General features: G+C 41.6%; 18 protein-coding genes and 2 tRNA genes. 18 read left to right on the plus strand and 2 right to left on the minus strand.

The window, feature by feature from the left end; translation table 11 throughout:
- The 13 genes from ACHUFA_RS00005 to ACHUFA_RS00065 form a co-directional block, all read left to right on the plus strand.
- A partial coding sequence (locus ACHUFA_RS00005) for an isopeptide-forming domain-containing fimbrial protein (RefSeq protein ID WP_394404576.1) occupies positions 1-8,924 on the plus strand: 8,924 nt, incomplete at its 5' end.
- A 164-nt stretch (positions 8,925-9,088) separates the two neighbouring features.
- Positions 9,089-9,448, plus strand: coding sequence for a ribonuclease P protein component (gene rnpA / locus ACHUFA_RS00010; RefSeq protein ID WP_222348715.1), 360 nt, complete (start codon positions 9,089-9,091; stop codon positions 9,446-9,448).
- Positions 9,432-10,244, plus strand: a complete 813-nt coding sequence (locus tag ACHUFA_RS00015) for a YidC/Oxa1 family membrane protein insertase (protein WP_222348713.1) — start codon at positions 9,432-9,434, stop codon at positions 10,242-10,244. Before rnpA ends, ACHUFA_RS00015 begins: the two co-directional genes overlap by 17 nt.
- Positions 10,245-10,265: 21 nt before the next feature.
- On the plus strand, positions 10,266-11,213 hold the full coding sequence (gene jag / locus ACHUFA_RS00020; protein ID WP_222348711.1) for an RNA-binding cell elongation regulator Jag/EloR: 948 nt from the start codon (positions 10,266-10,268) through the stop codon (positions 11,211-11,213).
- A 49-nt stretch (positions 11,214-11,262) separates the two neighbouring features.
- Positions 11,263-11,838, plus strand: a complete 576-nt coding sequence (locus ACHUFA_RS00025) for a ribonuclease P (protein ID WP_222348802.1) — start codon at positions 11,263-11,265, stop codon at positions 11,836-11,838.
- A gap of 185 nt (positions 11,839-12,023) precedes the next feature.
- Entirely contained in the window at positions 12,024-12,161 is a 138-nt protein-coding gene (gene rpmH / locus ACHUFA_RS00030; RefSeq protein WP_018368178.1) for a 50S ribosomal protein L34, read from the plus strand.
- A gap of 138 nt (positions 12,162-12,299) precedes the next feature.
- Positions 12,300-12,671 carry a LacI family DNA-binding transcriptional regulator gene (locus ACHUFA_RS00035; RefSeq protein WP_222348709.1) on the plus strand — a complete coding sequence of 124 codons (372 nt, stop codon included), beginning with the start codon at positions 12,300-12,302 and terminating at the stop codon, positions 12,669-12,671.
- A 236-nt stretch (positions 12,672-12,907) separates the two neighbouring features.
- Complete coding sequence (locus tag ACHUFA_RS00040; protein ID WP_394404577.1) at positions 12,908-13,729, plus strand: carbohydrate ABC transporter permease; 822 nt, start codon at positions 12,908-12,910, stop codon at positions 13,727-13,729.
- Between the two features lie 409 nt (positions 13,730-14,138).
- Entirely contained in the window at positions 14,139-14,912 is a 774-nt protein-coding gene (locus ACHUFA_RS00045; RefSeq protein ID WP_222348706.1) for a TatD family hydrolase, read from the plus strand.
- Positions 14,905-15,468 carry a ribonuclease M5 gene (gene rnmV, locus ACHUFA_RS00050; RefSeq protein WP_222348704.1) on the plus strand — a complete coding sequence of 188 codons (564 nt, stop codon included), beginning with the start codon at positions 14,905-14,907 and terminating at the stop codon, positions 15,466-15,468. Before ACHUFA_RS00045 ends, rnmV begins: the two co-directional genes overlap by 8 nt.
- 12 nt (positions 15,469-15,480) lie before the next feature.
- Entirely contained in the window at positions 15,481-17,775 is a 2,295-nt protein-coding gene (locus tag ACHUFA_RS00055) for a DUF2971 domain-containing protein (RefSeq protein WP_394404578.1), read from the plus strand.
- A 24-nt stretch (positions 17,776-17,799) separates the two neighbouring features.
- Positions 17,800-18,672, plus strand: coding sequence for a 16S rRNA (adenine(1518)-N(6)/adenine(1519)-N(6))-dimethyltransferase RsmA (rsmA, locus tag ACHUFA_RS00060; RefSeq protein WP_222348699.1), 873 nt, complete (start codon positions 17,800-17,802; stop codon positions 18,670-18,672).
- Positions 18,647-19,510, plus strand: a complete 864-nt coding sequence (locus tag ACHUFA_RS00065) for a putative RNA methyltransferase (RefSeq protein ID WP_394404579.1) — start codon at positions 18,647-18,649, stop codon at positions 19,508-19,510. The genes rsmA and ACHUFA_RS00065 overlap by 26 nt, the downstream gene beginning before the upstream one ends.
- Before the next feature lie 39 nt (positions 19,511-19,549).
- Here the strand turns inward: ACHUFA_RS00065 and ACHUFA_RS00070 are convergent.
- Positions 19,550-19,638, minus strand: a tRNA-Ser gene (locus ACHUFA_RS00070).
- A 248-nt stretch (positions 19,639-19,886) separates the two neighbouring features.
- Positions 19,887-19,969: transfer RNA gene (locus ACHUFA_RS00075), tRNA-Leu, on the minus strand.
- A gap of 115 nt (positions 19,970-20,084) precedes the next feature.
- Here ACHUFA_RS00075 and rsgA point away from each other — a divergent pair.
- Genes rsgA through ACHUFA_RS00100 form a run of 5 tightly spaced genes read left to right on the plus strand, consistent with a single transcriptional unit; the run spans position 20,085 to position 24,427 of the window.
- Entirely contained in the window at positions 20,085-20,957 is an 873-nt protein-coding gene (rsgA, locus tag ACHUFA_RS00080; protein ID WP_222348697.1) for a ribosome small subunit-dependent GTPase A, read from the plus strand.
- A gap of 14 nt (positions 20,958-20,971) precedes the next feature.
- Positions 20,972-21,631, plus strand: a complete 660-nt coding sequence (rpe, locus tag ACHUFA_RS00085) for a ribulose-phosphate 3-epimerase (protein ID WP_222348695.1) — start codon at positions 20,972-20,974, stop codon at positions 21,629-21,631.
- On the plus strand, positions 21,624-22,256 hold the full coding sequence (locus ACHUFA_RS00090; RefSeq protein WP_222348693.1) for a thiamine diphosphokinase: 633 nt from the start codon (positions 21,624-21,626) through the stop codon (positions 22,254-22,256). The genes rpe and ACHUFA_RS00090 overlap by 8 nt, the downstream gene beginning before the upstream one ends.
- A 1-nt stretch (position 22,257) precedes the next feature.
- Positions 22,258-23,496, plus strand: coding sequence for a DNA recombination protein RmuC (locus ACHUFA_RS00095; RefSeq protein ID WP_222348691.1), 1,239 nt, complete (start codon positions 22,258-22,260; stop codon positions 23,494-23,496).
- Positions 23,486-24,427: a 3'-5' exoribonuclease YhaM family protein gene (locus ACHUFA_RS00100; protein ID WP_222348689.1), complete on the plus strand. Its 942-nt coding sequence runs from the start codon at positions 23,486-23,488 to the stop codon at positions 24,425-24,427. The genes ACHUFA_RS00095 and ACHUFA_RS00100 overlap by 11 nt, the downstream gene beginning before the upstream one ends.
- The last annotated feature ends 12 nt before the right edge of the window (positions 24,428-24,439 follow it).

A 24,439-nucleotide genomic window follows, 5' to 3' on the forward strand; every position in this document is an offset into this window, starting at 1 on the left:
CGAAAACAGTTGAACCGTCAGTAACGACTCGTATTGCTGGCGAAGCTGATGGCGTTCCTGCTGGAACATATACTGCTAAAATCAATAAAGCTGGTGAAGATATTGAGCTTGCTGTTTGGAATGACCCATATATCTATAAGGTGAATTCAACAGTTCCGAAAGGTGCCACAACATTTACAATTTCGGATGAATTGATTCCAGAGATGGAAATGGCAGATGCCAGCACGCCTGCTACTCTTCGTACGGTAGTAATTGATCCTAAAGGAGCAGCATATAATCTTCCAGCTGATCAAATTAAGGTTGATACATCGGGAGAGCGCCATACAATTTCTGCCACTTTGACAGCAGAGCAGATTAAACAGTATGCAGATAAACCAATCACATTAACATTTGCAGCTAAATTTAAAGTTAATGCAAGTTTGACTCAATACTTGGATACAACTACTGGGTTGCCAAAAGCTCCTAATACAGCTACAATTCAGGTAAATGATAATCCGAAGGTTAAATCAAATACTGTAACAGTAACTCCTCCGATTAATAAACCAACTATTAACAAGACGGTTGATGACCAGCTACATAAAGATTTAACAGGTCGATACCAAGAGTTCCGATATACTATTCAGACAAGTATCCCTTACAATGCAAAAGATTTTGTAGTAACGGATGCATTGGAACCTGTTCTTCACTTCACATCTAATGTAGAAAATGTCACAGTTAAAATTGGCGATACAGTATATCGTGGAGCTGAATTGGCTGAGATAGTTTCTTTAACAGAAGAAACTATTGAAAATGTTAAACGTCCAGTGTTTAAAGCTACTTTTAGCACGAAACATATTGTTAATAATGAAGGCAAACCTGTTGTTATTGAATTCTTGGCCGAAGTTAATAACGAAGCTGATCTTTCTAAATATCGTTACGTTAAAGACAATCATTCAGATGAATATGGAACGGATTCGAACCATGCTGAAATTCCGAATGAGGCAACTTACGTTATCAATAATAAATTTACAGAAACATCTAACCGTGTAACTGTTACCCCACCACCTCCGACACCGTCAGCGATTGATAAGAAGATTGAAGATCCTAAATCAACTGCTGAACCAAAAGAGTTGGTTGAACATCTTAATATTGAAAACATGGTAGATTATAACTATGTTATCGATATTACAATGCCATCTAACATCTTTGAATACAAGTCATGGAAATTAGAAGATGTTCTTGATCCGCGTATTGAATTGTCAACAACAGAAAAGCCATTCTTAATTGCTGTTCACCCAGATGGACAACCAGCTAGTGAATCAGATGAGTCTTATATCGCTGAACACTACAAAGTGACTGTTGAAGAGGCTCAAAAAGATGGCCAAGCAACGAAGAAGGTTCTTGTAACAGTTCCTGAAGATAAGATGTCAGGTCTTCATGATAAATATCATTTGAAACTCTATATTCCTGCACATATTAAAGCGAATGTTACAGATATGAACATTCCAAATGATGCAACGAAGACGGGAATTCAACCAAACGGAGAACCTCACGTTATTACAACTCCAAAAGTAACAGTGACTCCTCCACAAGGTGAACCTTCTATTGATAAGAAGATTGAAACGCCAGAGACTAAGGAACTTGTGACAGACTTGAACATTGAGACTGTTACTCCGTATAACTACATTGTTACAACAGACTTGCCAGTTGATATTGCTGAATATAAGAAATTTGTTATCAGTGATACCTTGGATGACAAATTGACTGCACTGAATACAACAGATGCTAAACCTACTATTGCAGGCGATGCAGCTGAATTCTTCACAGTAGTAGTTGAAGGAAACAAAGTAACTGCAACGATGAAAGACATTGCGTCAGAGCGTAAGAAATTGACAGGCGATGAGTTGACTGCCTACAATGCGAAAGTTGAAAAAGCTCTTGCAGGTAAGACAGTGAAGTTGACCATTCCTGCTCAAATCAAGGCTGGTGAAACAACTCCAGATATTCCGAATAAGGCGAAAATTGATTACACCAATACAGTTGGAGCTGACGGAACGAAGGAAACTAAGCCAGTAACGGTTACCCCTCCAGGTACAACTCCAACCATTGAGAAGAAAATCGTAGATGGCGACAAGTTGGTAGATGAGTTGAACATCGATACTCAGAAACCATATGAGTACGAAATCAAAGTCACTCTTCCAAGCGACATCGCTAAATACGACAACTTCCAAATCTACGATGATGTAGATAGCCGCTTGACAGTGAAATCTGTAACGGTTCAAGGTGACCACGCAGATAAATTCACCACAACAGGCACAGGTGTGAACGCTGTTCGTGTTGACGCGAAGAAAGATCAAATTAAGAACTTGCCAGCTAACGAAACCATTACGGTTCGTGTGAAAGCTGAAATCAAGGCAGGTGTAACAGAAACTGTACCAAACACAGCTCTCTTGATTACATCTAAACCAGGTAAGGATGGCACACCAGGTGTACCAAACAAACCAGAAGATCCAAACACGCCGAAGACACCACCAGTTAACGTCACTCCTCCAACACCAACTGAACCAACTATCACGAAGAAAATTGTGAAAGGTGAAGAGCGTGTTGATGACCTATTCGTCGCTAACGAAACAGACTACAAGTACGAAATCAAAGTCAAGTTGCCAAGCAACATTAAAGACTACAATGCCTTCTCAATCGATGATATGGTGGATAGCCGTCTCGAAGTGAAAGCTGTTCAAGTAACAAGCGCTCATAAAGCACAGTTTAATGAACCAACTATCACACCAGAAGAAGGTAAAGCTACTGCAGTCAAAGTTTCTGTGAAAGACGGTGAATTCGCAAATCTTGATGCAAGTCAAGAAGTAGTGATCCTTGTAACTGCTCAAATCCGTAAGGGTGTGACAGACACTGTACCAAATACAGCCTACATTATCTCTACTCATCCAAATGCGGACGGAACTCCTGGCAGACCAAACAAACCAGAGGATCCAAATACACCGAAGACACCACCAGTTAACGTTACTCCTCCAACAAAACCAGAGATTTCTAAGAAGATTATTGACGGTGAAAACCGTGTCGATGATAAGAAAGTCAATACATTGACAGACTACGCTTACGAAATCAAGGTGAAATTGCCAAACAACATCAAGGATTACACTCAATTTGATATCTCAGATGATGTGGATAGCCGCTTGACAGTTGGCAAGGTTGAAGTGACAAGCGCAAATGCATCAAGCTTTATAACGACTGAAGCTGGCAATAACAAGATCAAAGTTTCTGTCAAGGACGGCGAATTCGCAAACCTTGAAGCAAATGGCGAAGTTGTTATCAAAGTCACAGCTCAAATTAAAGCAGGTGTCGCTGAAACAGTACCAAATGATGCTTATATCATTTCTACACAACCAAACGCGGACGGAACTCCTGGCAGACCAAACAAACCAGAAGATCCAAATACACCACGTACACCACCGGTTAACGTAACCCCACCAACACCAAACGAACCAACTATCACGAAAAAAATCGTGAAAGGTGACGAACGCTTGGATGAAATGGATGTGAACAACGAAACAGATTACGCTTACGAAATCAAAGTGAAGTTGCCAAACACCATTAAAGATTACACAAGCTTCTCAATTGAAGATATGGTTGATAGCCGTCTTGAAGTGAAAGATGTTCAAGTAACAAGTGCTCATAAAGCACAGTTCAATGCACCAACTATCACTCGTGAAGAAGGTAAGGCTACAGCTGTTAAAGTTTCTGTGAAAGATGGTGAATTCGCAAACCTTGACCAAGCTCAAGAAGTAGTGATTCGCGTGACAGCTCAAATTCGTAAGGGTGTAACGGACACAGTACCAAATGATGCCTATATCATTTCGACTCGTCCAAACGCGGATGGAACTCCTGGTACACCAAACAAACCAGAAGATCCAAACACACCACGTACACCACCGGTTAATGTAACGCCACCACCAACACAACCAACCATTGAGAAGAAAATCGTAGATGGCGACAAGTTGGTAGATGAGTTGAACATCGATACTCAGAAACCATATGAGTACGAAATCAAAGTCACTCTTCCAAGCGACATCGCTAAATACGACAACTTCCAAATCTACGATGATGTAGATAAACGTCTCGAAGTGAAATCTGTAACAGTTCAAGGTGACCACGCAGATAAATTCACCACAACAGGCGCAGGTGTGAACGCTGTTCGTGTTGACGCGAAGAAAGATCAAATTAAGAACTTGCCAGCTAACGAAACCATTACGGTTCGTGTGAAAGCTGAAATCAAGGCAGGTGTAACAGAAACTGTACCAAACACAGCTCTCTTGATTACATCTAAACCAGGTAAGGATGGCACACCAGGTGTACCAAACAAACCAGAAGATCCAAACACGCCGAAGACACCACCAGTTAACGTCACTCCTCCAACACCAACTGAACCAACTATCACGAAGAAAATTGTGAAAGGTGAAGAGCGTGTTGATGACCTATTCGTCGCTAACGAAACAGACTACAAGTACGAAATCAAAGTCAAGTTGCCAAGCAACATTAAAGACTACAATGCCTTCTCAATCGATGATATGGTGGATAGCCGTCTCGAAGTGAAAGCTGTTCAAGTAACAAGCGCTCATAAAGCACAGTTTAATGAACCAACTATCACACCAGAAGAAGGTAAAGCTACTGCAGTCAAAGTTTCTGTGAAAGACGGTGAATTCGCAAATCTTGATGCAAGTCAAGAAGTAGTGATCCTTGTAACTGCTCAAATCCGTAAGGGTGTGACAGACACTGTACCAAATACAGCCTACATTATCTCTACTCATCCAAATGCGGACGGAACTCCTGGCAGACCAAACAAACCAGAGGATCCAAATACACCGAAGACACCACCAGTTAACGTTACTCCTCCAACAAAACCAGAGATTTCTAAGAAGATTATTGACGGTGAAAACCGTGTCGATGATAAGAAAGTCAATACATTGACAGACTACGCTTACGAAATCAAGGTGAAATTGCCAAACAACATCAAGGATTACACTCAATTTGATATCTCAGATGATGTGGATAGCCGCTTGACAGTTGGCAAGGTTGAAGTGACAAGCGCAAATGCATCAAGCTTTATAACGACTGAAGCTGGCAATAACAAGATCAAAGTTTCTGTCAAGGACGGCGAATTCGCAAACCTTGAAGCAAATGGCGAAGTTGTTATCAAAGTCACAGCTCAAATTAAAGCAGGTGTCGCTGAAACAGTACCAAATGATGCTTATATCATTTCTACACAACCAAACGCGGACGGAACTCCTGGCAGACCAAACAAACCAGAAGATCCAAATACACCACGTACACCACCGGTTAACGTAACCCCACCAACACCAAACGAACCAACTATCACGAAAAAAATCGTGAAAGGTGACGAACGCTTGGATGAAATGGATGTGAACAACGAAACAGATTACGCTTACGAAATCAAAGTGAAGTTGCCAAACACCATTAAAGATTACACAAGCTTCTCAATTGAAGATATGGTTGATAGCCGTCTTGAAGTGAAAGATGTTCAAGTAACAAGTGCTCATAAAGCACAGTTCAATGCACCAACTATCACTCGTGAAGAAGGTAAGGCTACAGCTGTTAAAGTTTCTGTGAAAGATGGTGAATTCGCAAACCTTGACCAAGCTCAAGAAGTAGTGATTCGCGTGACAGCTCAAATTCGTAAGGGTGTAACGGACACAGTACCAAATGATGCCTATATCATTTCGACTCGTCCAAACGCGGATGGAACTCCTGGTACACCAAACAAACCAGAAGATCCAAACACACCACGTACACCACCGGTTAATGTAACGCCACCACCAACACAACCAACCATTGAGAAGAAAATCGTAGATGGCGACAAGTTGGTAGATGAGTTGAACATCGATACTCAGAAACCATATGAGTACGAAATCAAAGTCACTCTTCCAAGCGACATCGCTAAATACGACAACTTCCAAATCTACGATGATGTAGATAAACGTCTCGAAGTGAAATCTGTAACAGTTCAAGGTGACCACGCAGATAAATTCACCACAACAGGCGCAGGTGTGAACGCTGTTCGTGTTGACGCGAAGAAAGATCAAATTAAGAACTTGCCAGCTAACGAAACCATTACGGTTCGTGTGAAAGCTGAAATCAAGGCAGGTGTAACAGAAACTGTACCAAACACAGCTCTCTTGATTACATCTAAACCAGGTAAGGATGGCACACCAGGTGTACCAAACAAACCAGAAGATCCAAACACGCCGAAGACACCACCAGTTAACGTCACTCCTCCAACACCAACTGAACCAACTATCACGAAGAAAATTGTAGATGGTGATAATCGTCTCGATGAGATGACAGTTGACAATGCAACTGATTACGATTACGAAATCATCGTTACATTGCCAAGCACGATCAAAGATTACACACAATTTGACATCAAGGATACCGTTGATTCTCGTTTGGCAGTTCAGAAAGTTGAAGTGACAAGTGCAAATGCCTCAAGCTTCACAACGACTGCATCAGGTGAAAACAATGTAGTTGTAAGCGTGAAAGATGGCGAATTTACTAAGCTGAAAGGCGAAGACAAAGTCGTTATCCGTGTAACTGCTCAAATGAAAGCAGGAGTATTGGATACAGTACCAAATGATGCCTTCATCATTTCTACTCATCCAAATGCGGACGGAACTCCTGGCAGACCAAACAAACCAGAAGATCCAAATACGCCGAAGACACCACCAGTTAACGTCACACCTCCAACACCAAATCAACCACCGATTGTGAAGAAAGTAAACAATGCGGACAGTGCAACGCTGAAAGCTCGTACAGAAATCTTTACATATAGTATCGAAACAACGGTACCAACAGGCGCGTTTGCCTTTGAAGTAACCGATACTTTGAAAGAGGTATTGTCATTCGAGGGTGTTGTAAAAGCAACTGTTGATGGTCAAATGGTTCCATCAGCACAAATTACAACAAATGGTCAAGACTTGCGAGTTACTTTGACAAAAGAACAAGTTAAAGCTTACGCAGGTAAGGCTATGCAAGTTGTCTTTGCTGCTAAGGTGAAAGATGGCGCAGACTTGACACCATATATGGTAGATGGTCAAACAAGCATTCCAAATACAGCAAATTACCTCATTAACAATAATCCTGCTACTAAGAAGGATTCAAATACAGTTCCTGTAGTTCCACCAACACCAAATGAGCCTGGTATTGATAAGAAAATCAATCGTACAGAAACTCACTTGGATATTCCAACTAACCAATCGTACATGTACAATGTCAATGCGGACATTCCGGCAGACATCTCTACATATCGCGAATTTATTGTAACGGATAACTTGGTAGATGCATTGGCAATCAACGGCGATGTTGTTGCTTATGTAGATGGCTACACAACGGATGCTGTGAAGGTAACAGTTGAAGGAAATCGTGTTATCGCAACTGTTGTAGACTTTGCAAAACTTGCAGGCTACAAACAAATCCAACTTTACATCCCTGCTTACATTAAGTCAGATGCTGATTTGACTGCTTATATGACAAATAATGTTGCAAGCATTCCAAATACAGCTAACCTTGACTTTACAGATAGTAATGGTGTGAAGAAACATAAAGACACTGTTCCAGTAACAGTAACTCCTCCAACACCAAACACACCAAATCCACCGACACCACAAGAGCCAACTCCAGATGCTCCTGTGAAGACGGTTAGCGGTGTAGATGGTAAGGAACAAGCATTGAGCAAGCTCTTGGCTAAATCTACAGATGCCTTCCGATTCGATATTAAATCGGTTGTTCCAGCTGACCAAGCTGATGATAAACGCATCAACTTGACAAGCTTGACAGTAACAGATACCTTGGATGCACTCTTCACTGTGAAGAAAGAACAAGTAGCTGTGAAAGTATCAGGTACACCAGCAGCAACAGCTAACTATATTGACGAAGACGTAGAAAAAGCTCAAGCAGCTCTCGATGCTGAAACTGCTAAGCTTGAAGAAATTAAAACTTCTTCAAATGCCGCAGCCGCAAAAGACAATGTAACAGAAGCGCAAGCAACCGTTACTGAATTGGAAGCAGCATTGGCACAAGCACAAGCTAAATTAGCAGAGTTGAAAGCTCCTGCTACAACAGATACAACAACTTCATCAATAGATGCTACAACGACATCAGGCACAGCTCCAGCAACAGATAATACTGCTGCCATTGCTGAGCAAGAAAAAGTTGTTGCAGAACTTGATAAGAAGGTTACTGCAGCTAAAGCAGCATTGACAACAGCACAAGAAGCCTTGGCAACTGCTAAGACAGATGCTGAAGTCAAAGTGGAAGTTGCAAACCAAGAAAAAGTTGTTGTAGAAAAACAAAAAGCACTTGATCAAGTGAAAGAAAAACAAGCTAAGCTCCAAGCTAAACTTGCTGAACTTGAAAAAGTAAATGACAAAGGCGAATTGACAGCTGAAGCTATCGTAGCTTTGGGCGGTACAATTAAGGTTGAAGGACAACTTGTAACGGTTGACTTCTCAGACGAATTCACAATGGAAGCCCTTAAAGGACGTACAGTAAGTGTTATCATTTACTCATCTATCAAGGATGTAAAAGCTTTGACAGATGTACACTTCACTAAGGGAATTGAAAATACTGCAACAGTACAATTCAATCATAATCCAAACACTGATTTGACGAAGAAGACAAATACAGTAACAGTTATCCCACCTAAGCCAGAAAAACCAACGCCACCTCCAACGACTCCTGATGAGCCGAAAGGTGACTTGCCAACACCTCCTACACCACAAGGACCAACGCCAACACCTAAGAAGGTATTGCCACGTACTGGTTCAACTAAATCAGACATTTGGGCACTTGTAGGTATGGGACTTGCGGGCATTCTCGCTTACGCCTATGGCAAAAAAAGAAAAGATAGCTAATATCTCTTTCTAAAGAAACAGAGGAATCATCTTCCTCTGTTTTTTGTATTTTGGAGAAAAATATTGCCAAAAGTAGCTGGTAAACAGGCAGTTTATTGGCTTTTTTTGAAATTTTGATTACAAATATGTTATAATAGTGTTAATTTTGAAAGATGGAGTGGACGATGAGAAAAAGCTATCGTGTCAAGCGAAAACGCGATTTTAACGATATTTTTACACAAGGAAAAAACGTTGCCAATCGCAGATTTGTCGTCTACCGATTGCCGAAAGAACAAGGTCATTTTCGTGTTGGATTATCGGTGAGCAAGAAGCTGGGGAATGCGGTAGTACGCAATAGTATCAAGCGGAAAATTCGCCACGTTTTGATGGAGTTTTCTCCTCATTTGACCCAGGATGATTTTGTGGTGATTGCCCGTAAAGGGGTAGAGGATTTGCCTTATCAGGAAGTAAGAAAAAATCTGCTTCATGTTTTAAAATTAGCAACTATTTACCAGGAAGGTGTATCTCTTGAAAAAGAAAGTTAAATGGGCAGGCTTGTTAAGTTTGTCACTTCTCGTATTGACTGCCTGTGGAACGAGTGCTGTTACGAGCGAATCCACGGGGGCATGGAACCAACTTGTTTATTGGTTTGGTCAATTTATTCAGCACTTATCAATTGGTGGACATATCGGAATTGGGATTATCCTCTTTACGTTGATTATTCGGACAATCTTATTGCCGCTTTTCCAGATTCAAATGAAGTCATCGCGGCAAATGCAGGAGTTGCAGCCTAAACTCAAAGAGCTTCAAGCCCAGTATCCAGGTACGGATATGGAGAGCCGTCAAGCCTTGAGTGAAGCAACTTCTAAGCTCTATAAGGAGAATGGGGTTAGCATGACAGCATCCATGTGGCCAATTCTCGTTCAGATGCCGATTTTGATTGCCCTTTTTCAAGCCCTCAGTCGCGTGCCAGAACTGAAAGTTGGTCAATTCCTTTGGCTGAATTTAGGGGCGACAGACCCATACTTCGTTTTGCCTGTATTAGCAGCAGTTTTCACTCTTCTTAGTATGTGGCTGACCAATAAGGCTGCACCTGAAAAAAATGGTGCTATGACAGCCATGATGATTATCTTTCCAGTGATGATTTTCTGGTTTGCCTTGACAGCTGCCAGTGGGGTATCGCTGTATTGGGTTGTTTCAAATGCCTACCAAGTTTTCCAGACCCTTTTATTGAACAATCCTTTCAAAATCATTGCAGAACGTCAAGCTAAGATTGATGCAGAGAAAGAGCGTGAAGCAAAAATCCGCCGTGCTCAAAAGAAAGCTCGTAAGAAAAAATAGTCTGAAATAGGAGATAAGAGTATGAAATTTACAGGAACTACTGTGGAAGAAGCCATTCAAAATGGTTTGAATGAATTAAATATTCCGCGTAAAAAGGCACACATTACAGTTTTAGCACGTGAAAAACGTGGTTTCTTTGGCTTTGGTAAGAAGCCAGCCCAAGTAGATATCAATGTCATCAATGAAACAACCGTTGCGAAAGCAAATCAAAAAGCTGTTCGTGGCGTTCCAAGTGAAATCAATGAGCTCAATGAACCAGTAAAGAGCGTTTCCGAAGCGACCATTGATCTTGGTAAAGTTGTAGCAGCCGTAAAAGAATTTGAAAAATCTGGTCAAGTATTAGATGATGACATCAAGGCTGAAATCCTTAAAAATGATAAGGATGCCAAGACTATCTTGGAAGAAACAGGTCGTATTGAAATCATCAAGGATGAGCATGTAACAGAAGGGGTACCTGTGTCAAACAGTTTTGAAGACTTGAATATCAAAGTGGAACAAAGCTATGATATTGATCAAGTGGTGACAGAAGTGTCTGACTATGTTCAAGAAATCTTAGATGATATGGATGTGGATGCTCAGCTTGAAGCCACACATAATCGTCGTACTATCAATATCCAAGTGGATACTAATGAACCAGGCCGTGTCATCGGCTACCATGGTAAGGTTTTGAAAGCTCTGCAACTTTTGGCGCAAAACTTCCTCTACAATCGCTATGAGCGTAATTTCTACATTACTATCAATGTCAATGATTATGTAGAACACCGTGCAGAAGTTCTTCAAGGCTACGCACAAAAATTGGCTGAGCGTGTTTTGGAAGACCAAGAAGCTTACCACACAGACCCAATGTCTAGCAGTGAACGAAAAATCATTCACCGAATCATTTCTAAAATGGACGGCTTGACAAGTTACTCAGAAGGCAATGAACCAAACCGTTATGTGGTAGTAGATATTGAGGGAAGCCGTGATTAATATTTCAGCTTTGTCGACCTATTTGGCTGCTCAGGGAGTCAAATATATCATGCCTAAAAAGGCAGGCAATCTGAAAGAAACCATGAAAGATTTAAAACGAGAAGGGCAGGAAGCTCGTCTCGTTTTTTCTCAGATTGCCAAAGATTTTCAAGTGGTTTATCCGAATTTCACCTTAGAACGAGTTAGCAACTGGGTCAATCAAGCGCAAATTGCGCGCCCTCATTTCTGGGTTTATTTGCGGCAGGAGGAAGCTGTATCAGATCCCATGTTTGCCTTTCGCTTGTATGAAAATGCTACAGAATTTGGTATCTCCGTTGAAGTGAGTATCATTGAGCGCAAGAGGGATGAGGAGAGTCTGGCTAAGCAGGCGCGGATTTTAGAGGTTGCTCCTATTATGGGAACCTATTACCAGTATGTAGAAAACGATGCAAGTATCAAATTACCTGCTACCGAGGAGAATCGTCAACTACTAAAAAAACGCCTTGAAAATGGAGACTTGCGTAAAGTGCTTATCAAGACAGATATCCCTTTATGCGAAGGATTGGATACCCAAGAGTTGATTAATCAACTCCATAATGGTGTGGACCTGCTAAGACCTTATTATGAAGCAACCAGAATAAACTAGCTGTTGCTAGAGTATTTTGTTAAAATTTTCTATTTTTGAGTAAAAAAATCAGTTGAAAATTTACATGAAAAGATAGATGTGCTTGACAATGACTGGAAAAAACTGTAGAATAGTATGGTATGTTTAGTAACTGATCATAACTAGCCGGCTAAACGAATACGAAAATCTATCAGGAGGTATTCATCGTGAAACGTACTTTTCAACCAAGTAAAATCCGTCGCGCGCGTAAACACGGTTTCCGTAACCGTATGTCTACTAAAAATGGACGTCGCGTATTAGCAGCTCGTCGCCGTAAAGGGCGCAAAGTGCTTGCTGTAGCATAAGATGAAGAAATGAAAACCAGCAGAAACTCGAGTCTGTTGGTTTTTTTGTGCTAGAAATTTAGAGTATCGGTCTAGAGCAGTTATGAAAAATGTGATACAATGAGCATGTAAATATCAAGAAATGAGTGAGGATAAGAGATGGTAGGGATTGAAGATGTTGCAAAGTTAGCCAATGTTTCACCGACTACGGTATCACGTGCTATGAATGATCATCCGTATGTATCTGAGAAGACTAAGCAGCGAATTCAGGCAGCTATGGATGAACTGGGTTACTTTCCAAATAGTGGCGCACGCCAGCTACGTGGTAAAGGGACCAAGTTGATTGGTGTGATTGTATCCTATATTACAAACCCCTTCTTTTCCTATTTAGTGGATAGTATTGAAAAAAATGCTTCCGAAAACGGCTATAATATTGTAGTTTTGCAAACTCTTCAAGATGTTCAACGAGAAGAAGTTTTTATTGGGATGTTGAAGCGGAAACAGTTGGATGGCTTAATTCTACTTCCTTAGAAACTCATACGGAAGAAGTAGTAAATCTTGTAAAAAAAAGGTGAGATTGTGTTGTGCAATCGTAGCTTGGTGGATAGTTAGCTACCAATCATCAAAATTGATGAAGAGAAAGTTACAAAAGATACTTCTAACAACTACGGTATGGCGCAAGCGCAAGCAGTTATCTTCTTTGTGATTATTGCAGCGGTATCATTGATACAGGTTTGGTTTACGAAACGTGAGGAGATTGAGGCGCAATGAGAAAATCAAATACTTACTTCCGCTATGTTATCGTAACGGTTATGGCCTTGGTGACCCTCTTTCCGATTGTATTTTTGCTCTTAAATTTCTTTAGGTCACAAACGGAAATCGTTAAACAACCGATGGCTTTGCCAGAGCACTTTTCTTTCAAATATCTTCAGTCAGCGATTGAGCGGATTGACCTGGGAAGCTCTTTCTTGTTAACTTTGCTCATTACAAGTTTATCAGTGGCATTGATTATCCGTATCTCATCGGGGGCGGCTTGGATGATGGTTCGTTTCAAATCAAAGATTTCAACAGTTCTCTTGCTTTTATTCACAGCATCAATGTTGATTCCTTTCCAGGCCATCATGTATCCTTTAATTAGCATGTTTGATAATATGGGTTTGAAAAATGTTCCTGGCTTGGTGATTATGTATGGTGGGTTTGGGCTCAGTATGTCACTTTTCCTCTATCATGGATTTATCAAGAGTATTCCAGTTTCTCTCGAAGAAGCTGCAATTATTGATGGTGCAAGCCCTGTGCAGGTTTATTTTAAGGTCATCATGCCACTTTTGAAACCCACAACGATGACAGTTATCATTTTGAATGGCATGTGGATTTGGAATGACTATCTCTTGCCATTCTTGGTGATTGGGAACAGTGAGATCAAGACATTGACGCTCTCGGTCTATTTTGCTAAATTGGAGTCAGGCCAATATGGTAATTCCTGGGATTTGATTTTCCCAGCAGTATTAATCACGATGCTATTACAAGGCTTTGACAGCCCTTTATCGTCACCCTGTGTACGGAGAAGCCATTCGCTTCAGCCAGTTTGAACCAGCCTATATGAACCTGGAAAATGTCATTGTCTATGAGCGTATATGCGAAGAGCGTGTACAGGTTATCGTAAATTTCCAAGATCAGGCTGCACAAGTGGTTTTACCACATGCACCAAAAGAACTAATAACAAGAAAGTGGAGCTGCAGGAAAACCTCCTAGACTTGCAACCCTATCAAGCTCTAGTCATCGCTTTATAGTAAAGAGGAGTTAGGCTCAAGTCTAGCTCCTAAATTTATGTTAGTTAGAATAACAAAACGCAGTGGTTGATTGGTATCTTTATTCACTTTTCAAGTTCCAAAGATAACCTAATCAACTGTGCGGGGGTGGGAAGACGAACTCTCTATAAGTTGTTATGAGTTCTTTCCCACTCCCTAAAAATCCCCTAAACTGTGCTATAATAGTGGTATGTTAGAAATTTTTGATACCCATACCCACCTTAATGTGGAAATTTTTTTAGGAAAAGAAGAAGAAGAGATTGACTTGGCGCGTGAACTTGGTGTGACTAAGATGAACGTGGTCGGTTTTGACCAAGAGACCATTGCCCAATCGCTTGCGCTGGCAGAACGTTTTGACCAGGTTTATAGTACCATCGGCTGGCACCCGACAGAGGCTGGCTCTTATAACCAAGACATCGAAGACATGATTGTCCAGAACCTGTCAAATCCAAAAGTCATCGCTCTCGGTGAAATCGGGCTGGATTACCACTGGATGGAAGACCCAAAAGAAGTTCAATTTGAAGTTTTCAAACGTCAAATTCAGCTCTCAAAGGATCACGACCTACCTTTCGTTGTTCACACCCGTGATGCCCTTGAAGATACCTACCAAGTCATCAAAGAAGCAGGTGTGGGACCACGAGGCGGTATCATGCATTCCTTCTCTGGAGGTCTGGCCGAGGCACAGAAATTCGTTGACTTGGGGATGATGATTTCTTTCTCTGGTGTCGTAACTTTCAAAAAAGCACTGGACATTCAGGAAGCAGCGCAGTATTTGCCCCTAGACAAAATCCTAGTCGAAACGGACGCCCCCTACCTTGCGCCCGTACCAAAACGTGGCCGCGAGAATAAAACCGCCTACACCCGCTATGTGGTGGAGAAAATTGCAGAGCTGCGAGGCATGACCGTGGAGGAAGTGGCCGACGCGACTTACCAGAATGCTATGAGGATTTTTAACCTTGACTGAGAAAATTAAAATTCAAGAAGTGGTAGTCGTCGAAGGTAAGGACGACACCGCAAACCTACGCCGTTTCTACGATGTGGATACCTACGAAACCCGAGGGTCTGCCATTTCTGATGATGACCTAGAACGTATTGAAAAGCTCAATGATCTCCGCGGTGTTATTGTCTTCACGGATCCTGACTACAACGGCGAGCGCATCCGCAAAATGATTATGCAGGCAGTTCCCACCGCAAAACACGCCTTCCTCAACCGAGGCGAAGCAGTCCCAAAATCAAAAACCAAGGGGCGTTCACTTGGTATCGAACACGCTAGCTTTGAAGATCTGCAAAAAGCCTTGTCATCTGTCATGGGAAATTACGATGATCAGAATAATTTTGACATTAGCCGAGCAGACCTTATCCGTTTTGGCTTGCTTATGGGAGCCGATAGCCGCAAACGCCGTGAGTATCTGGGAGAAGCGCTCCGCATTGGTTACTGTAATGGCAAGCAACTCCTAAAACGCTTGGAACTGTTTGGTGTGACCTTGGCTGACTTGGAAGATGTGATGGGGAGATATTAGGAGATAATTATTTTGGGAAGTAAAAATAGAAAACATCAATTAAAACAAGAATCAAAAGTAGAGAATCAAAAATTAGTCTCTCTAGTAACTCAATCTAATAATAGTTCCTCTATAGAAGAACTATCTAGAATATCTGAAGATGCTCAAAAGTTATGTGAAAATAAGAAATCTATAGATAACGCTATTCAGTATGCGAAGATACTATTAAACTTATCAGCTAAACAAACTGAGGAAGGCTCAAGTCAATCGACAGCAGAAAAAGTAAAGGCACTTTACGATAAGTTTAATGACTCAGCCGACATAGCAGAATCATATGCGATTGCATTAAGAAATTTATCAAATCAGCAAACAGATGAATCAAGTCGACAAGCCACAGTAGATAAGCTTAGTGCTATCTATGATAAATTTAAAGACTTCGACACCGTATCGGAATTTATAGCTCAACGATATGCAGCTTCCTTGGTAAATTTGTCAGCTAAACAAGCTAATGAAGAAGCTAGACGCTCAACATCAGAAAAAGTAAAGGCACTTTACGATAAGTTTAATGACTCAGCCGACATAGCAGAATCATATGCGATTGCATTAAGAAATTTATCAATTCAACAACTAGATGAACCAAGTCGACAAAGTACGGTAGATAAGCTCGGCGCTATTTATGATAAGTTCAAGGATTTTGACACCGTATCGGAATCCATAACTCAACAATACGCAGCTTCCTTGGTGAGTTTGTCAGTTAAACAAGCTAATGAAGAAGCTAGACGCTCAACATCAGAAAAAGTAAAGGCACTTTACGATAAGTTTAATGACTCAGCCGATATGGGGGAATCGTATGCGATTGCATTAAGAAATTTATCAATTCAGCAAACAGATAAATCAAGTCTCCAAGCCACAGTAGATACGCTTAGTGCCATTTATGATAAATTTAAAGACTCTGACAAAGTATCTGACTCCATAGCCGAACAATATGCGGTATCCTTGGTAAATTTGTCTGTTAAACAGTCAACACAATCTGCTGAAAAATCGATTGATATTATTTTTGGTATATTAGAAAACAATCCAGTTGCTTCTATTCTTGAAAATGGCATTAAAGCGTTAACTAATTTGGGATTAAAGGAGTATCCTGATAATGATAATAAAGATGTATCTATTGCAGTAGCCAAAGCCTTAGATAGCCACTTTTATTCAAAATATGTCCCAAAGAAAAATAAGATTAAACTTATTACGGATGCTGTGAAATATAATCTGGTAGGAAGAACTAAATATGAGCTTCAGAAAGACTGGATTAACAAATATAGTAATGATAAAGATAAGTTAGAAAAAATATTAGATATTTATCTACAAGTTCAAATGGTTAAATATTTACTAGCAATGAAGAAATTTCCAGAAAATCTTAAGGTTGGTCACTATACTTCTGGTAAAGTGTTGCAAATTTTGTTGAAGCAAAATAATGAGTTATACGACGAAAAGAAGTATATAATTAAAGGAAAAACTCGTCTAAGTAATGCTAACTATATGAATGACCCAGAGGAAGGGAAAGTTTTAGACAAGGTTTTAGCTTCTAAGATATTAGATGGGATAAAATCAAATGATTTGGAACCTAGTTCATGGTTTTTGATGAGCTTTACAACTGAAACAGACGATTTGGCTATGTGGTCTCAGTATGGAAATGATGCAGAAGGTGTTTGTTTGGTTTTAGATAATGCTACTTTTACCTTGGCAAAAGATTTAGCAAGCATTGAATGGAAACAATCAATTACTGCAGAAAATATTGATATTAGTCAAAGTAAAAAGAGCTTGAGTGAAGAATCTTCTGTAGAAGAAAATGACTTAGTTAGCAAAAAAGGTGATTATTTATACCGAATTTGTTATATTGACTGTCTTTCTGAGGGAAGAGTTAGTCTTTCTAAGACAGAATTATTTGAAAACAAAGAATTAGAACAATTGAAAAAATATATCGATGAATTGAAGGGAATGTTGGAAGAATGTGAACAGTATCATGACCACAATTTTAAAAATGATATTAATATGTGTCTTGAAGAAATTCGGTACCTGTTCAAATCCTCAGATTATAAGTATGAATCAGAATTACGTATATTAAAATATGCTAGTTTAGAACCAAATAATGCTAGTATTAGGATAGACAACACCCAAGAGATTGCTCGGTTATACCTTGAACGTGATGATGTTCTGAAGTTAGAGGGAATAGTATTTGGTCCTAAGTTTAAAAATCCTGAGTATGTAACACCCTTAATCAAACTTCTGGACAAAAATATTAAGTATAAAAAATCAGAAAAGAAATTTAGATAAGATTTTCCTAGAAAGAAAACACACATGAGAATAGCAGATTACAGCGTAACCAAGGCGGTGCTTGAGCGCCATGGGTTTACTTTTAAGAAATCATTTGGTCAGAACTTTTTGACCGACACGAATATTTTGCAGAAGATTGTGGATACGGCAGAGATTGACAAGACTGTCAATGTCATCGAGATTGGTCCTGGTATTGGGGCTTTGACAGAATTTTTGGCGGAGAATGCTGCTGAAGTCATGGCTTTTGAAATTGATGACCGTCTTATTCCAATCCTTGCTGATACGCTTCGTGACTTTGACAATGTCAAGGTTATCAACGAAGATATCCTCAAAACGGACTTGCAGGCGCGTATCAAGGAATTTGCCAATCCAGACCTGCCGATCAAGGTGGTGGCCAACCTTCCTTACTACATCACAACGCCGATTTTGATGCACTTGATTGAGAGCAAGATTCCTTTCCAAGAGTTTGTCGTCATGATGCAAAAAGAAGTGGCGGACCGCATTTCAGCTGAGCCTAACACAAAGGCTTACGGTAGCTTGTCAATCGCAGTGCAATATTACATGACTGCCAAAGTTGCTTTCATCGTGCCACGCACTGTCTTTGTGCCAGCGCCCAATGTGGATTCAGCCATTCTAAAAATGACTCGTCGTGACCAACCTTTGGTTGAAGTTCAAGATGAAGATTTTCTCTTTGATGTGGCAAAGGCTAGCTTTGTGCACCGTCGCAAGACCTTGTGGAACAACTTGACAAATCGTTTCGGCAAGTCCGAGGAGGTCAAGGCGCAGTTGGAAGCAGCTTTGGAGAAGGCAGGATTGACACCGACTGTTCGTGGTGAGGCGCTTTCCATTGAAGATTTTGGAAAATTAGCGGATGCTCTCAAGGAAGTTGGGGTGTAATGTGGTTGACAAGCGCCAGCGTTTTGATAATAGCGCAGATTTCTTTGCCTGTCCCATTTGTCGGCAAGCTTTGGAAAAAGACGGAAATAGTCTCAAGTGCGCTAGCAATCACACCTACGACCTATCCAAGTTTGGCTATGTCAATCTTCTAGGCGGGAAAAAAGTGAATGATCATTACAGTAAGGAATCCTTTGAAAATCGTAAGTTGATTTTGGAGAATGGTTTTTATGACCATATTCTGACGGCGATTGTGGAAATTGTGTCTGACTATCCGCAGGTCAAGACCCTTCTTGATATTGGCTGTGGTGAGGGTTATTATTCGCGCCAGCTTTTGCAAAAGACGGACAAGGAAATCCTAGCTTTTGATATTTCTAAGGATTCGGTGCAGATTGCGGCTAAGAGCGACCAGACGTACCGTGGGAAATGGTTTGTGTCAGACTTGGCGAATTTACCCATTCAATTGAGGAAAATGGATGTTATCCTAGATATTTTTTCGCCAGCAAATTATGGAGAATTTAAGCGCGTGCTGGCTGAGGACGGTCTTTTGATTAAAGTCATTCCGACAGCTGAGCACGTTCAAGAATTGCGAGCCAAAGTTCGTGAGCATTTGCAGGAAAAGGAATATTCTAATCAGAAAATTGTAGCCCATTTCCAAGAATCGTTTGAGATTGTGACTCAGAAAGAAATCGTGAAAACGACGGCCTGTTCGGCAGAAGAACGCCAGGCCTTCATTGATATGACACCGCTCTTATTCAATGTGGACACCAGCCAGATTGACTGGTTAGATGTGGTTCGTATTTCAGTTGGAGCTATGATTTTGGTCGGAAAAGTAAAATAAAGACGAGCGCAGGGCTCGTCTTTTAGTATATTGCAATCAAGGAAAGGACGGGATTTGAACCCGCGTGTGAACGAAGTCCACTTGCCGGATTTCGAGTCCGGTGCCGTACCAAGCTGGGCCACCTTTCCAACATGGCAGAAGTAATAATAAGACAACCAATCAAAGATTGCACTTGTATCCATCGCACCAATCTAAGGCTGTCAAAAGAAAAAGGTCTGTGAATTGAATCAAGGCGACGTAGTCAAAGTTTAGACTGAAGTCTGCTGAGGCAAGGCAAATGATTTGAAATCAGTTTAGGATTAGTGACAAGACAGCAAAGCGATGATAGAACTTGTGTTCATCAAGCAAAGCTAACGCGGTCACTAGTCCTAAAGGATGCGGAGGAAGGGATTTGAACCCTCACACCCGTACGGGCACATGCGCCTGAAGCATGCGTGTCTGCCGTTCCACCACCTCCGCGGAACTCTTTCATTATACGCTAAAATTCTGCATTTGACTAGTAGCTCAGCACAAATTTAAGCAAAATTTTGATATAATAGGGCTATTAAAGTGGTCAAGTGACCAAGGGAGTAAAATGCAAGGAAGAATTATCAAAGCGCTAGCGGGTTTTTACTATGTGGAGTCAGATGGTGTTGTCTACCAGACTCGGGCGCGTGGAAATTTTAGAAAAAAGGGGCAGAAGCCTTATGTTGGGGACTTTGTCGAGTTCTCTGCTGAGGAAAATTCTGAAGGCTATATTCTCAGTATTGAGGAGCGAAAAAATAGTCTGGTGCGTCCGCCTGTTGTCAATATTGACCAAGCGGTGGTCATCATGTCAGCCAAGGAACCGGATTTCAATCCAAATTTGTTGGATCGGTTTTTAGTGTTGCTAGAACAGAAAACCATTCGTCCTCTAGTTTATATTACCAAGTTAGATTTGTTGGAAGACCGATCTGAACTGGATAAGTTCAAGGCGATTTATGAAAAAATCAGTTATCCATTTTTGTATAGTCTGGATGAACTCCTGCCTCACCTGAACAATCAAGTGACGGTCTTTATGGGGCAGACAGGTGTCGGTAAGTCGACCTTACTCAATAAGATTGCACCCGATTTGGCACTGGAGACGGGTGAGATTTCAGATAGCTTGGGACGTGGTCGCCACACGACGCGGGCGGTTAGCTTTTACAATGTCAATGGCGGGAAAATTGCGGATACCCCAGGATTCTCATCTTTAGACTATGAAGTGGCTGAGGCGGAAATTTTAACGGATTGTTTCCCAGAAATCGCTGAAACCAGTCAGTCTTGTAAATTCCGTACCTGCACTCATACCCACGAGCCTTCTTGTGCTGTCAAGCCTGCTGTGGAAGCTGGTGAGATTGCCCAGAGCCGCTATGAGAATTACCTGCAATTTCTCAGTGAAATTCAAAATACACGAGAAACCTATAAAAAAGTTAGTAAAAAACCATAGAAAGTTGGTCCTTCATGTCACATTACAAAATTGCCCCATCAATCTTAGCCGCAGATTATGCAAATTTTGAAACAGAGCTCAAACGCTTGGAAGAAACAGGTGTGGAGTATGTTCATATTGATGTTATGGACGGTCATTTTGTGCCAAATATCAGCTTTGGTGCAGATGTGGTCGCTGCGATGCGTCCGCACAGCAAGCTGGTTTTTGACTGTCACCTCATGGTGTCCAATCCTGAAAATCATATCGAAACCTTTGCGCGTGCAGGTGCAGACATCATGACCATTCATGCGGAAGCAACTGTGCACATTCATGGTGCCCTGCAAAAGATTAAGGCAGCAGGTATGAAGGCAGGTGTGGTCATTAATCCAGGGACACCTTTAGCAAGTATCGAGCATGTTCTCAATTTAGCAGACCAAGTCTTGCTTATGACGGTTAATCCTGGTTTTGGCGGTCAAGCCTACATTCCAGAAATGGCAGACAAGATTGCAGCCTTGGCTAAGATGCGCCAAGAGAAGGGGTTGGACTTTGACATTGAAGTAGATGGCGGTATTGACGACAAGACCATTCGTTCTGCTAAGGATGCGGGTGCCAACGTCTTTGTAGCAGGTTCTTACCTCTTTAAGAGCGACTTGCAGACAGGTGTGAACGCCCTGAGAGCGGTGCTCAATGATTAAGGTTGCCTTGATTGCGGGTGGAGATTTAGATGTGCTTGCAGGCGACTTTGACATCTTTGTCGGTGTAGATGCAGGCTCTCTTTTTCTCTTGGAAAATGGTCTACCACTGGACTTAGCCGTTGGTGACTTTGACTCGGTCTCTGCACGTGATTTGGAGCGAATAAAAGCTAGCGCGATAAAATGCATTCAGGCACCTGCCGAGAAAGATGACACAGACTTAGAATTGGCTCTGAAAATGGTCTTCAGCCTTTATCCAGATGCCCAAGCTACGGTTTTCGGCGCTTTCGGTGGTCGTTTAGACCATATGATGTCCAATCTTTTTCTAGCTAGTGAGCTTAGTTTATCACCCTGTATGCGCCAAATTGAGCTAGTAGATTCTCTCAACCGAGTGTGTTTTTACCCAGCTGGTCGTCACCAGATTGAGCCTGTTCAGGGGATGACCTATATCTCCTTTATGCCGTCAGATGGTAGTCTGCTGACTATTGAAGGGGCAAAATATCCGCTCAATGCTAGAAATTATTTTTTCAAAAAATGTTACAGCAGTAACGAATTTATAGATGAGGACCTTTTTATCGAATTGGATTCGGGTTATGTGGTCGTGATCTACAGTAAGGACAGGAGTTAGTATGGAAATCATCATTGTCTTCTTGCTGATCTTGATTTTAGTCGGACTGGTTTTCCTCTTTCTTCGGTTCAATTTGCTACCGCGTCAGCTAGAAGAGGCATCTGAAGAAACAGCAGATCATCTGTCAGATCAGTTGAGTTTTCAGCTAGAGCGCCAGCAATTGTTACAAGAGCAAGCCATTCATAGGGAAATGACTGACCTGCGTCGCGAGCTCTTTCAGCACTTGATTGACCTGCGTCAGGACATGCAACAAAGTTTACAGCAGACTAGTGAGGTGACTGAGCGCCGTCTCTTAACCATGCAGGATTCCAATGAAAAACGTCTGGAAGAGATGCGTCAGACAGTGGAAGAAAAGCTGGAAAAAACCTTACAAACCCGCTTGCAGGATTCTTTTGAGACAGTTTCCAAGCAGTTGGAGTCGGTCAATCGTGGTCTAGGAGAAATGCAAAATGTGGCGCGTGATGTGACGACACTCAACAAGGTCCTGTCTAATACCAAGACGCGAGGCATTATGGGTGAGCTGCAGCTGGGGCAGATTATCGAAGATATCTTGACACCTAGTCAGTATGAGCGTGAGTTTGCGACAGTTGCGGGCTCGAACGAACGTGTCGAGTATGCGGTCAAGTTGCCAGGGCAGTCTCAGGATGAAACAGTCTACCTGCCGATTGACTCCAAGTTTCCCTTGGCGGACTACTATCGCCTTGAGGATGCCTATGAGTCCGGTAGCAAGGAAGAGATCGACCTCCATCGGAAAAATCTCTTGGCCAGTGTCAAGCGCTTTGCCAAGGACATCAAGACCAAGTACCTCAATCCGCCTGAGACCACTAATTTTGGGATTCTCTTTTTGCCAACAGAGGGACTGTATTCAGAAGTAGTGCGTAATCCTGAATTTTTTGATGATTTGCGTAGAAGTGAGCAGATTGTGGTGGCTGGACCATCGACCTTGTCGGCTCTTCTCAATTCCCTATCGGTTGGCTTTAAGACACTCAATATTCAACGGTCAGCAGATGATATCAGTAAGGTCTTGGGCAATGTCAAGACCGAGTTTGGTAAGTTTGGCGGCATCTTGATCAAGGCGCAAAAACACCTCAACAATGCTAGCAGTAACTTGGATGAACTTTTAACTCGCCGCACCAATGCGATTGAGCGCGCGCTCCGAAATATCGAGCTCTACGAGGACGAGACTACTCGTTCCCTCCTCCATATTCCAGAAATAAGTGAGAATGAAAATGAAAATTAATCAAATGAAAAAGGATGAATTCTTTGAAGGATTCTACCTGATCAAGTCAGCAGAATTGCGACAAACAAGGGCAGGGAAAGATTTTTTAGCCTTAACCTTTCAAGATGAAACAGGAGAAATTTCTGGAAATATCTGGGATGCTCAGCCGGGGAAAATCAAGGATTTTGTAGCGGGTGTGGTCGTGCATATGCAGGGACGTCGTGAGGTTTACAATAACATGCCTCAGGTCAACCAGATTATTCTTCGCTTGCCTATGAATGGTGAACCCAGTGATCCAGCAGATTTTAAAGAAAAACCACCGGTAGATGTTAAGGATACGCGTGAGTATTTAAGTCAAGCCGTTTTCCGCATTGAAAATGCTGTTTGGCAACGAATTGTGCGGGCGCTTTATAGCAAGTACGATAAGGAATTTTATTCCTATCCAGCAGCTAAGACTAATCACCACGCCTTCTACTCAGGTCTGTCCTTCCATACGGCGACCATGGTCCGCTTGGCAGACAAGATTGGGGATATTTATCCGCAGCTCAATAAAAGTCTGCTGTTTGCGGGAATTATGTTGCATGATTTGGCTAAGGTCATTGAGCTGACAGGCCCAGACAATACGGGCTATACGGTTCGAGGCAATCTGATTGGGCATATTTCTCTGATTGACGAGGAAATTACCAAGGTATTGATGGAGTTGAAAATTGATGATACCAAGGAAGAAGTAACGGTGTTGCGCCATGTTATCCTCAGTCATCATGGATTGTTAGAATACGGTAGCCCTGTCCGTCCACAAATTATGGAGGCTGAAATCATTCACATGATTGACAATATTGATGCGGAAATGATGATGATGATGACAGCTTTGGACAAGGTTGGACCAGGTGAGATGACCAATAGAATCTTTGCCATGGACAATCGTTCCTTCTATAAACCGAATATTGACTAAAAAATAACGAAA

The organism is Streptococcus hepaticus (assembly GCF_043656315.1).
Classification (GTDB): domain Bacteria; phylum Bacillota; class Bacilli; order Lactobacillales; family Streptococcaceae; genus Streptococcus; species Streptococcus hepaticus.